Here is a 12,274-nt window from a genome sequence, read left to right on the forward strand (position 1 = left end):
GTGAGCGGCCGGTCGGGACAGTCCCGTCTCGACGGTCGCGAACGGCCGATGCGTCGTTCAGCCGGCTGGACCGGGCTTGATCCCGGCGGGACGGTCGTGAGTGGTGATTCGGGTTCTAACCCTCTTCGCCACTCACGACCGGGCCTGATCCTGGCAGGACGGTCGTGAGTGGTGGTTCGGGTCCTAACCCTCTCCGCCATTCACGACCGGACCGGCAGCGTCGCCAGGCCGCGCAGGGTGGTCGTCGGGTTCCAGGCCGGGGTGCCGTTCAGCGCCAGGTCCGGGCGGCGGCGGGCCAGCTCGCGGAACACGACGCGGGCTTCGAGCCGGGCCAGTGGCGCGCCGAGGCAGAAGTGGATGCCCTGGCCGAACGCCAGGTGCTTGCCCGGCGCCCGGGCCGGGTCGAACGCCTCCGGGCCGCTCGCCGGGTCGCGGTTGGCCGCGCCGATCAGGACGATCGCCTGGCTGCCCGCCGGGACCGGCAGCGCGCCGAGCGTCGTGTCGCGCACCGCCGTCCGCGAGGTCAGCTGGACCGGCGAGTCGTAGCGCAGCACCTCTTCGACCACCCGGTCCGGCGCCGCCGCGGCCGGCCCGAGGCCGTCGTGGCGGAGCAGCGCCAGGACGCCGTTGCCGATCAGGTTCGTCGTCGTCTCGTGGCCGGCGATGAGCAGGAGCGTGAGCGTCACCAGGAGCTCGCCCTCGCTGAGCACGTCGCCCGCGTCGGACACCGCCACCAGCGCGGACAGGAGATCCTCCCCCGGCTCGCTCCGCCGTTTCGCGGCCAGGTCGCGGAAGTACGCGATGAAGGACTGGCGCGCCCGGACCGCCGGTTCGACCGTCTCGGGGCTCTGCAGGAACGGCGGGTCCAGCGCCCGCGCCATCGCGTGCGACCACTCCGCGAACTGCTCGCGGTCGTCCAGCGGGACGCCGAGCAGTTCGGCGATCACCTCGACCGGCAACGGCTTCGCGAGCGCCGTCATCAGGTCGAACTCGCGCGGCGCGCGGTCGATCAGGTCCGCGGTGATCTCGTCGATCCGCGGCGCCAGCCGCTCGACCATCCGCGGCGTGAACGCCTTCGCCACCAGCCGCCGCAGCCGCGTGTGATCGGGCGGGTTCAGCGACAGGAACGCCCGGACCACGCGTCCCGACTCGTCGACCGGCTGGTCCGGCCGCCGGTCCGCCGGGTCCAGGTACTCCGGCTCGGGGTGCCCGAACGCCGGGTCGCGCAGGACCTGCGTGGCTTCGGCGAGGCCGCTGACGGCGAACATCCCCTCGGCCAGGAGCGCGACCGGCAGCCGCTCGCGCCACCGCCGGTAGTGCGGGTACGGGTCCGGCCGCCGCTCGGCGCCGAACAGCGCGAAGAACTCCTGCATCTCCGCCGACATCGTCGTCACGGCCATCCCCCGTTCACGAAACCGGGGCGCGTGGAGTTGTCCACGCGCCCCGGTTCGGCTCACATCAGCGGCTCACGTCAGCGACGCGGGCCCTTCTTGCCCTTCTTGGCGGCGTCGCGCTGGGCGGCCCGGCGGTCCCGCCGGGTGGCTCCGCTTCCGCCCGCGCCGTCGCCCGCTTCCTCGGCGTGCGCTTCGACCTCGCCGTCCTCACCCGGGCCCGACAGCGTCAGCCCCGACTGCTGGCTGTTGCCGCCCAGGCCCTTGCCGCGCAGCGCGGCCGGGACGGAATCGGTGTCGGTCGTCGGCGGCTGCGGCGGCGCCGGCCGGGCGTGCCGGCCTTCCGGCACGGCCTGGCCGTTGCCGTTGCCGACACCCGCCGGCAGCGCGGCGGCGTCTTCGGCGGGCGGCGCTTCGGCCCGCTCGACCTGCAGGTTGAACAGGAAGCCGACGGCCTCCTCCTTCAGCGAGTCGAGCATCGCGCGGAACATGTCGAAGCCCTCGCGCTGGTACTCGATCAGCGGGTCGCGCTGCGCGAGCGCCCGCATGCCGATGCCCTGCTTGAGGTAGTCCATCTCGTAGAGGTGCTCACGCCACTTGCGGTCGAGGACGGTCAGCATGACCTGGCCCTCCAGGGTCCGCATGCCTTCCGGGCCGACGAGCGCGTTGATCTCCGCCTCGCGCTTGTCGTAGGCGTCGCGGGCGTCCTGCACCAGCGCCTCGCGCAGGGTGTTCGCGTCGAGGTCGCCGTCTTCCAGCAGGTCGTCCCAGTCGAGGCTGACCGGGTACAGCGTCTTCAGCGCCGTCCACAGCTTCTCGTGGTCCCAGTCCTCGGCGTAGCCGTTGGCCGTCGCGCCGTCCACGTAGGCGTTGACGACGTCGACGAGCATCCCTTCGATCTGGTCGCGCAGGCTCTCGCCGGCGAGCACGCGGTGGCGCTCGGCGTAGATCACCTTGCGCTGCTCGTTCATGACCTCGTCGTACTTGAGGACGTCCTTGCGCTGCTCCATGTTGATCTGCTCGACCTGCGTCTGCGCGCTCTTGATGGCCTTGGAGACCATCTTGTGCTCGATCGGCACGTCGTCGGGCAGCCGCATGGTCGTCATGACGCGCTCGACCATGGTCGCGTTGAAGCGGCGCATGAGCTCGTCACCGAGCGACAGGTAGAACCGGGACTCGCCCGGGTCGCCCTGCCGGCCGGACCGGCCGCGGAGCTGGTTGTCGATGCGGCGCGACTCGTGCCGCTCGGTGCCCAGCACGTACAGGCCGCCCGCGTCGCGGACCACCTCGGCCTCGGCCTTCGACTCTTCCTTGACCTTCTCGAGGATGCCGGGCCAAGCGGCCTCGTACTCCTCGGAGTGCTCGACCGGGTCCAGGCCCTGCTCGCGCAGCACGTGGTCGGCGATCAGGTCGGGGTTGCCGCCCAGCACGATGTCAGTACCGCGGCCGGCCATGTTCGTGGCGACCGTGACGGCGCCCTTCTGGCCGGCGCGCGCGACGATCAGCGCCTCCCGGTCGTGGTGCTTCGCGTTGAGCACCTCGTGCGGCACGCTCAGCTTGACCAGCAGCTTCGAGAGCCGCTCGGACTTCTCGACGCTCGTGGTGCCGACCAGGACCGGCTGGCCCTTCTCGTGCCGCTCGGCGATGTCCTCGGCGACGGCCTCGTACTTCGCCTCTTCGGTCTTGTAGATCAGGTCCGGCTGGTCGGCGCGGACCATCGGACGGTTCGTCGGGATCGGCACCACACCCAGCTTGTAGGTCTGGTGGAACTCGGCGGCCTCGGTCTCGGCCGTACCGGTCATGCCGGACAGCTTCCCGTAGAGGCGGAAGTAGTTCTGCAGCGTGATCGTGGCGAGCGTCTGGTTCTCGGCCTTGATCTCGACCTTTTCCTTGGCCTCGATCGCCTGGTGCATGCCCTCGTTGTAGCGGCGGCCGTGGAGCACGCGGCCGGTGAACTCGTCGACGATCGCGACCTCACCGTTGCGGACGATGTAGTCCTTGTCGCGGTGGAAGAGCTCCTGCACCTTCAGCGCGTTGTTCAGGTACCCGACCAGCGGGGTGTTCGCGGCCTCGTACAGGTTCTCGATGCCGAGCTGGTCCTCGACGAACCGGACGCCCTTTTCGGTGACGGCGACGGTGCGCTTCCGGACGTCGACCTCGTAGTGGTACTTCGAGTTGATCAGGTTCGTCTTCTCGAGCCGCTCGCGCGACCCCATCGTGGTGGTGTCGATGCCGTTCATCAGCGGGGCGAGCCGCGCGAACTCGACGTACCAGCGCGACGACTGGTCCGCCGGGCCCGAGATGATCAGCGGCGTCCGGGCCTCGTCGATGAGGATCGAGTCCACCTCGTCGACGATGGCGTAGTTGTGGCCGCGCTGGACGCAGTCGTCCAGGCTCCACGCCATGTTGTCGCGCAGGTAGTCGAAGCCGAACTCGTTGTTCGTGCCGTAGGTGACGTCGGCGTTGTACTGGTTGCGCCGGACGTCCGGCTGCTGCTCCGACAGGATGACGCCGACCTCGAGCCCGAGGAAGCGGTGGATGCGGCCCATCCACTCGGAGTCGCGCTTGGCCAGGTAGTCGTTCGTCGTGACGACGTGGACGCCCTTGCCGGGGATGGCGTTGAGGTACGCCGCGAGGACACAGGTCAGGGTCTTGCCCTCACCGGTCTTCATCTCGGCGACCTGGCCCAGGTGCAGGGCGGCGCCGCCCATCAGCTGGACGTCGAAGTGCCGCTGGCCGAGCACGCGCTTGGCGGCCTCGCGGGCGACCGCGAAAGCCTCCGGCAGCAGGTCGTCCAGGGACTCCCCGCCGGCGTGCCGCTTGCGGAACTCGTCCGTCTTGGCCCGCAGCTCGGCGTCGGTCAGGTCCTTGACGTCGTCTTCGAGGGTGTTGATGTGATCGGCGATGTTGCGCAGCCGCTTCACCATCTTGCCCTCGCCCGCGCGGAGCAGGCGGTTCAGCACCATCCGGTCGACCTCACTAGCTGATCATGAGCGCGCCCAGGCCGGTCCCGGGCAGGTTCTCCCACGGCGGCCGCCGTGGGTCGGCGCCACCGTTCCACCCCATCGTAGGGAACCCGGGGCGTCGTGTGCACACGCCGTACGTCCTGACATGCGGATGGCCCGCACGCGAGCGCGTGCGGGCCATCGGCGAAGGCCTCCTCAGAGCCGGCTCAGCCGAGCCGGATCACGCCGTAGTCGAAGCCTTTCCGCCGGTAGACCACGCTGGGCCGCCCCGCGTCGGAGTCGTTGAAGAGGTAGAAATCGTGGCCGACCAGTTCCATCTCGTAGAGAGCCTGGTCCACCGTCATCGGATCGGCGGTGTGCTGCTTCTCGCGGACGACGCGGCCGGGCTGGTGGCCCAGGTCGTCGTCGGCCCAGCTCTGCTGCTGGGGCAGGGTGATCTCGTCGGCACTCGCGAAACCGTTCAGCTGCGGTTCGGCCTCGGGTGCGTCCAACACCGCGGTACGCGCGGCGGGACTGGCGGCGGCGGCCGGGGAGGTACCACCCGGCAATACCGAGGTCGCTTCGGCGACCGACTCCGGTCGGCTGCGCCCGTAGTGCACGCGCCTCCGGTCGTGTGTCCTCCGCAGCCGGTTCTCCAGCTTGGTGACTGCGGAATCGAGCGCTGCGTAGAAGTCGGCGGCACACGCTTCAGCGCGTACGGCCGGGCCACGCCCCTTTCCGGTGATTTCGACGCGCTGGCAGCTCTTGGCCTGGCGCCGGTTGGGTTCGTGGAACAGCTCCACGTCGTACCGGATGACTTTCCTGTCGTAGCGCTCGAGGCGGGCCAGCTTTTCGCTGACGAGTGCCCGATAGTGCTCGGGCACCTCTACGTTGCGGCCCTTAACGACGATGTCCATACACGACCTCCCTCGCTGAGATGACTGCGAGCTGTTGAGTTCACACACGGCGCCGGTGTAGCGGGGACGGAAGCCCGGATCGCGGGCTGAGAAGGAACTCGGATCGGTTCACGACGTCTCGTGCCGGATGCCCGAGCGCGGACTCAGCGCACCTCCGGCGCCAGGGACATGGGCTCGTCACCTCCCTGCCTGCGGGGATTGCTGATAGCGGAGCACGTTAGCTTCCTCACGCCCGTTACAACAGCCCCCGAGCCGGGGGATGTCGGGGAATGAGACTCCGTCACCCCGCGCAGTGAGCGGGGAGTGAACACCAGAAAACACCCGCTGGTCGGACGCTCGCCGGTTGCCGTGGCATCACACGGACGGCGCATCACTCCAGCTGCAAGGACGCCGAGGGTGACGGCCTTGTCCGGCACAGCCACCACTCCGGTGGAGTGGTTCGGCACCCGAGTGGCTTTGATCGACACCCTCATGCCCGGACAACGGCCGCGGCGCCGCTCGCGTTCCCGCCGGAAGTCACTCGTCCAGGTGACACCCGGGTCACCCGGCTGCGGGGGCTGGGTTTGGCGGGTGCTTTCGGTGGCTGGGGATCTTGTGGTGCGGATGGGGTCGGTGGGGCTTGGGGAGACTGGTGTGACCTGGTGAAACCGCCGTTCTGGTTTGGGGTCGGGTTCCGGGGGCGGGGTGGTGTGGTTGGGCGGTGGCTGGCGGTCGGATGTCGCGGATTCACCCGGGTGGGAAATCTTTCTTGGACCGGCTGGATGGCTCGCTGAGCCGGGCTCGGCGGCGCCGGGCTTGGCGGCGCCGGGCTTGGCGACGCCAGGTTTGGGCGCTGCCGGGGTTGGCGACGCCAGGTTTGGGCGCTTTCGGTCGGGCGGGCTCCGAAGTCTCGGCAATGGGTGTCGGAGTTTCGGGCGGTGGGCGCCGGGTTTTGGCAGTCGCACCGGAGTTCCGGCGGGGCTTGGGAGTTCTGGCTGCGGGCGCCGGGTTCAGGCGATGGGCAACGAAGCTCCGGCATGATTTGACGGCAGTATCGGCCGGAAGGCTCGGGTGCCGATCGCACGGTTCGCCCGCCCGCAGGAGTTCACCCGGCCGCGAGCAGGGTGAGGACGGCCGCGACCGCGATGCCCTCCGCCGCCAGTGCGTGCACGCATGCGGCGGCGGTGGCTCCGGTGGTCACCACGTCGTCCAGGACCACCACCGGGAAACCGGGTGGCGGGCGTCCGGCTTCACGGAATCGCAGCCGGCCGGCCAGGTTGGCGGCGCGCTGGGCGTGGCCGAGCCCGACGGCGTCGCGGGCGCTCCCGGCCAGTTCCAACGCCGGTGCGACGGCCACTTCGAAACCGCGAGTAGCCAAGACTTTCGCGGCGGCTACTGCCAGGAGTTCGACGTGCGGGCCACCTCGGACCCGGGATGCGGAGGGGCGGCTGGGTGCCGGGACAAGGCAGATCTTGCGATGCGCGGGGACGGATCCGGTGCTCGGAGCCAGCTCTGGGCGCCGGTGGGCGGACACGGTTCCGGTCTCGTGGGACATGTCTGGTGAGTCCTCGGAAGCGCCGCTGGTGCTCCGGGCCTGGTCCGGTGGCTGATGGGCGGAAGCGACTTCGGTCGCGCAGGCAAGGCCTGGTGGCCGGAGCCCCAAAGGTGCACCGGCGCTCCGCGCCCAATCCGATGGCCGGTCGATGGAAATGGCTCCGGTGGCGCGACCAGAATCCGGCAACTGGTGACCGCGAGCAGCAGTTCCGGCCCTCGGAGAGAGGCCCGGCAGCCATCGCGGGGAACCGGTTCCGGCGCTCGGAGGCAGGCCTGGCGGCCGGCGTCGGGAACCGGTTTCGGCGCTCCGAGCGGCCGACTGTGGCCCTCCGACGGACACGGTTCTTGCGCTCTCAGCAGCCTGCTGCGACTGACCTGCGGAAACAGCTCCAGCCGCGGCCTGTGTTCGCCCGCCGACCAAGGGTTCCTGCAGCGGCAACACGACCAACGCCTCCGCCAGCGCCAACCCCAACGCCGGGGCCAGATCCCGACGACCCCGCTCCTTGTACGCGATCAACAACCGCCTACCGACGCCGCTGTACCTGGCCAGTGAGAACACCCGGACCACGCCCGCCGTGGGCACGCGGGCGACCTCCCGCACCGCGTCCCAAACGCCCCCGCAGCGGGCGCAACAAGGCGCGCCGCGGGCTCCGCAGGCGGCGCAGCGGCTGGGGATCAGTAGTTCCAGAAGCGCGTTGATGACCACACGGAAAGTGTCGCGACCACCACCGACAGTTTCGGGCCCTCAGCGATCACCCGATCGACTGAAACCGTCAGCCCGGGTAGAAGGGGTCCGCGTCCTTCGCCGAATGGCTCTGGGGGCGCCACACCTCGCCCAGCACCGAGGCCGTCCACAGGCCGCTTGCGTCCGCTACCACGATCGGCCTGCCGGGGGCCGCGGTTACGCCGTGGACCTGGGGTGTCAGGTTGGAGCTGTTGAACGCGTCCATGCGCTGGCCGTCCACCGTCACGCGGACCACCGGCTGGGACACGCTCGTCGTGACCGCGACCAGGGTGTCCTGGGCCAGCCAGTCCACGTCGACGACGTCGTGGAGGTCGTGCGGCTGCAGGTGGCGGGGCTCGCGCAGGCTGACCGAGTCGCCGCCCGAGCCGACCACCGAGGCCACCCACAGCTGGCCGTTGACCACCGCCGCTACCCGGGCGCCGTCGCGGGAGAACCTGAGCTCCGAGATGTCGCCCTGCTGGATCAGGTCGGCGGCGTTCACCAGCAAGGGGGTCCACTGGCCGTTCGGGGTCAGCACGACGCGGGCCACCGACTGCTGGTCGACAACCGTCCACACCTCGGACGAGCCGGGGCGCCACGTCGGCCGGCTCAGGGTGTTGCCGGCCACGCTGAGCTGCGGCAGCTCGCGGCCGAGGTCGCCGATCCGCAGGTGGACGCCGCCGCCCGCGCGTTCCACCACCGCGAGGCGCTTGCCGTCGGTCGACTGGGCCGCGTTGACGACGTCGTAGCCGCCGTTGCCTGCCGGGCCGGCGATCGGGGCGCCGTCGCCGAGGGAGCGGACGCGGCCGCCGACCGTCATCAGCCCCAGCAGGTCCTGGCTCGGCGAGAGCGCCGCGCCGTACGCGGGCAGCTCGCTCAGCCGCCAGTCCGGGTGGTTCGGCACCAGCGGGGCGCCGTCGGCGAGGATCCGGATCCGCGCCGACGTCACGTACTGCAGCGAAAGCACGATCTGCGCGGCGATCAGGATGCGGGTGTCGTCGCTGACGCCGGTCAACCCGGTCAGGGGCACCACCAGCGTCCCGTCGTCGAGGCTCTTGACGTTGGTGTCGATCTCCACCGGTTCGCCGAGCAGGTTCTTCACCGCGCCGGCCAGGCTCGTCGACGGGCCGGCGACCAGCATGTCCATCACCCGGCCCGGCAGCCCGGCCTGCGGTTTCGCGACGACGTAGCGCCGGTCGGGGACGAACGTGTTGGCGGACTCCGAGTAGAAGACCACCGGCACCGCGGTGTAGTTCTCGGCGAAGTCGGACTCGGTCGCGTACAGGTCGGCGGGCGGGTCGACGATCCGCCACTGGCCGGTCGGCTGCTTGCGCACCTTCACGTGGAGCAGCGCCGGGCTGTAGTCCGGGACGAACGCGCTGTTCTGGTCCAGCGTGCCGACGTCGAACCCGCGCACGTTGACGACCTGCGTGTTCGGGTCCGGCTGCGGCTCGGTGTCGTAGACCGTGCCGAAGGTGTCCTGGATGATCGTCAGGCTGCGGCTGGGCCGCCAGGTCGCCTGGCCCTGGTCGTCCAGGTAGGCGCGGGCGGCGCCGTTGTTCTGGCCGGGCTTGAGCGTCGCGCCGATGAAGTCGCGGACCAGCGTCAGCGCGTCGATGTTCGCCTGCGGCTCGGGTGCCTCGGCGTTCTGGCCCTGGCCCTGGCGCTCCCCCGGGACGACGACGGGCTGGGACTCGAGCGGGACGTTGGCGCAGCCCGCCACCAGCACCAGGCACAACACTGCGAGCAGAACGCGTTTCACTGACCGACTTCCTCACGCTCGGCGAAGATCGCCTCCGGCGCCGGCGTCACCTCGATGATCCCGAGCGGCACCTCGCCCGGGACGCGCTCCGGCGGCGGCAGGCCCAGCGGCGACTCGCCGATGGGCACGTCCTGGTGACGCGGGAAGCGGAACCGGAAGCAGGCGCCCTGGCCGGGCGCGCCCCACGCGTCGAGCTCGCCGCCGTGCAGGCGCGCGTCCTCGAGGCTGATCGCCAGGCCGAGGCCGGTGCCGCCGGTGCGCCGGTTGCGCGACGGGTCGGCGCGCCAGAACCGGTTGAACACCAGGTCCGCCTCGCCGGGCCGCAGGCCGACGCCGCGGTCCTGGACGGTGATGGCGACGGTGGTCTCGTTGGCCGCGACGGTGAGCACCACCGGCCGACCCTCGCTGTGGTCGACGGCGTTGGCGAGCAGGTTGCGCAGGATCCGCTCGACGCGCCGCGAGTCGACGTCGGCGGGGATCTCCTCGTCGGGCAGCACGAGCTCGACCGAGGAGCCCGCGTTGCCGGCGATGACCCGCACCTGCTCGACCGCGCGGGTGGCGATCGGGCGGACGTCGATGAACTCCGCGGACAGCTCCTCGACGCCGGCGTCGAGCCTGCTGATCTCCAGCAGGTCGCCGAGCAGGGCCTCGAACCGGTCGAGCTCGTCGACCAGCAGCTCGGTGGAGCGCGCGAGCCCGGCCGGGAACTGCTCGCGGGACGCGTGCAGCACGTCGGCGGCCATCCGGACGGTGGTCAGCGGCGTCCGCAGCTCGTGCGAGACGTCGGAGGTGAACCGGCGCTGCAGCCCGCCGAACTCCTCGAGCTGGCGGATCTGGCGCTGGATGCTGGCGGCCATCCCGTTGTAGGACACGGCGAGCTTCGCCAGGTCGTCCTCGCCGACCACGGCGACGCGCTGGTCGAGGTCGCCGCCGGCGAACTGCTCCGCCGCCGCGGCGGCCTGCCGGACCGGCCGCACCACCTGCCGCACCACCAGGTTCGTGATGCCGGCCAGCAGGAGCAGCAGGACGAGGCCGCCGACCAGCAGCGTGTTCTGCACGGTCGAGACGGTGTTCTGCTCGGTCGTCAGCGGGAACAGCAAGTACAGCTGCAGCGGGCTGGCGACGGTCTTGAGCGACGTCCCGACGATCAGGTACGTCGTGCGCCCGCCGTTCATGTCGGGGACGGTGTGCTCGAGGTAGCTCGTCTGCTCGGCTTCGACGAACTGCCGCAGCCGCGGCGGGACGTTCTCGAACGGCCCGGCGAACTCGGGTTCGCTGCCGGACTGGTCGTGACCGCCGCTGGCGAGCACCGGGATGAACGTGCCGGCCGCCGAGCCCGCCGCGTCCTGGCTGGTCGGCGTGATCGCGATCTTCTTCAGCGCGTTCTCGAGCCGGTTGCGCAGCGCGTCCGACGTCTCGCTGCCGAGGCCGACGAGCTCACCGGCGGCGGTCTCCGCGGCCGCGCGGGTCTGCGCGGTGGCGGCGTCGCGCTTGGTGTCCAGCAGCCGCTCGGTGATCTGGTTCTGCAGGACCATGCCCAGCACGAACACCACGGCGGAGGACAGCGCGAGGGTCGACACGGTCACGCGGAACTGGAGCGAGTGCTTCCACAGCTCGTTGAACGCGACCGCGCGACGGCGCGCGAAAACGACGACACGCCGCACCAGGCGTGCCGTCGATCGCGCGAACGCGGGGAGCCGTCTGCCGGTCTCCACGGTCATGGAGCCATCACGGCGGGCCGGCCTTGTACCCGACGCCGCGAACGGTCAACACCACCTCGGGGTGTTCCGGATCCTTCTCGACCTTGGAGCGCAGCCGCTGGACGTGCACGTTCACCAGCCGGGTGTCGGCCGCGTGCCGGTAGCCCCAGACCTGCTCGAGCAGCACCTCGCGGGTGAACACCTGGCGCGGCTTGCGGGCCAGTGCCACCAGCAGGTCGAACTCCAGCGGGGTCAGCGGGATGGCCTTGCCCTCGCGCGTGACCTCGTGGCCGGGCACGTCGATCGCCAGGTCGCCGATCGTGAGCGACTCCGCCGGTTCGGCCTCGGTGCGGCGCATCCGGGCGCGGACCCGGGCGACCAGCTCCTTCGGCTTGAACGGCTTGACGACGTAGTCGTCGGCGCCGGACTCCAGGCCGAGGACGATGTCGACCGTGTCGCTCTTGGCGGTGAGCATGACGATCGGTACCCCGGACTCGGCGCGGATCGCCTTGCAGACGTCGATCCCGTTCATCCCGGGCAGCATCAGGTCGAGCAGGACGAGGTCGGGCTTCAGTTCACGCAGCGCGGGAAGCGCGCGTGAGCCGTCGGCGACCACCGCCGTGTCGAACCCCTCCCCACGGAGCACGATGGTGAGCATCTCCGCGAGTGCAGGGTCGTCGTCGACCACGAGAACACGTGCCTTCATGACCACATATTCGCACTAGTTCCGACGCCCGTACGCGCGACCCGCGTGTTTGACCACCAGAAAGATCAAGATCGGCACGGGTCCCTGCTCCATCCGGGTGCCCCTGGACGGTCCGTGAAGGCCGCCTTCAGGGACTCCGGGTCCCTCAAGGTGACCTTCACGGACCTGCGGGAAGGGCTCAGGGGGTGACGGCCGGGACCGGCGCGTCGACGAAGACGACGCCGTCCTCGACGACCACGCGGTGCGTCCGCACGGCCTTCTTGGCGGGCAGGCAGGTGGGCGCGCCGGTGCGCAGGTCGAACCGGGCGGCGTGCAGCGGGCACTCGACGAAACAGCCCTCCAGCCAGCCGTCGGCCAGCGATGCGTCCTGGTGGGTGCAGGTGTCGTCGACGGCGAAGAAGCCGGCTTCGGTGTGGAACACCGCGATCGGGACGGGCCCGTCGAGGCGGCGGGCTTCGCCCTCGGGCAGGTCGGTGACGGCGCAGGCGCGGATCATCAGGGCCTCCGGAAACGACTGGCGGGATGCCGGGACGGTTCGTGAAAGTTGCGCATTGCGCGACGCTGCGCTTCTTGCGCAACAATCCGGTCCGACGGGC

8 protein-coding genes are annotated in these 12,274 nt (G+C 70.7%); all 8 read right to left on the reverse strand.

Annotated elements, in window-relative coordinates:
- Positions 1-200 precede the first annotated feature (200 nt).
- Entirely contained in the window at positions 201-1,400 is a 1,200-nt protein-coding gene (locus tag OG439_RS30955; RefSeq protein ID WP_326944279.1) for a cytochrome P450, read from the reverse strand.
- A 71-nt stretch (positions 1,401-1,471) separates the two neighbouring features.
- Positions 1,472-4,357, reverse strand: a complete 2,886-nt coding sequence (gene secA / locus OG439_RS30960) for a preprotein translocase subunit SecA (protein ID WP_326944280.1) — start codon at positions 4,355-4,357, stop codon at positions 1,472-1,474.
- Positions 4,358-4,563: 206 nt separating this feature from the next.
- The gene (gene hpf / locus OG439_RS30965; protein WP_326944281.1) at positions 4,564-5,253 is read right to left on the reverse strand and encodes a ribosome hibernation-promoting factor, HPF/YfiA family; all 690 of its coding nucleotides are present in this window, start codon (positions 5,251-5,253) and stop codon (positions 4,564-4,566) included.
- Positions 5,254-6,337: 1,084 nt separating this feature from the next.
- Entirely contained in the window at positions 6,338-6,589 is a 252-nt protein-coding gene (locus tag OG439_RS30970; protein WP_326944282.1) for a hypothetical protein, read from the reverse strand.
- Between the two features lie 970 nt (positions 6,590-7,559).
- Positions 7,560-9,272 carry an LpqB family beta-propeller domain-containing protein gene (locus OG439_RS30975; protein ID WP_326944283.1) on the reverse strand — a complete coding sequence of 571 codons (1,713 nt, stop codon included), beginning with the start codon at positions 9,270-9,272 and terminating at the stop codon, positions 7,560-7,562.
- Positions 9,269-10,993, reverse strand: coding sequence for an MtrAB system histidine kinase MtrB (mtrB, locus tag OG439_RS30980; protein ID WP_326944284.1), 1,725 nt, complete (start codon positions 10,991-10,993; stop codon positions 9,269-9,271). The genes OG439_RS30975 and mtrB overlap by 4 nt, the downstream gene beginning before the upstream one ends.
- Before the next feature lie 7 nt (positions 10,994-11,000).
- On the reverse strand, positions 11,001-11,678 hold the full coding sequence (gene mtrA, locus OG439_RS30985; RefSeq protein WP_005150760.1) for an MtrAB system response regulator MtrA: 678 nt from the start codon (positions 11,676-11,678) through the stop codon (positions 11,001-11,003).
- A gap of 178 nt (positions 11,679-11,856) precedes the next feature.
- On the reverse strand, positions 11,857-12,174 hold the full coding sequence (locus tag OG439_RS30990; protein ID WP_326944285.1) for a bifunctional 3-phenylpropionate/cinnamic acid dioxygenase ferredoxin subunit: 318 nt from the start codon (positions 12,172-12,174) through the stop codon (positions 11,857-11,859).
- Between the last annotated feature and the right edge of the window lie 100 nt (positions 12,175-12,274).

The organism is Amycolatopsis sp. NBC_01307 (assembly GCF_035975215.1).
Lineage (GTDB): Bacteria > Actinomycetota > Actinomycetes > Mycobacteriales > Pseudonocardiaceae > Amycolatopsis.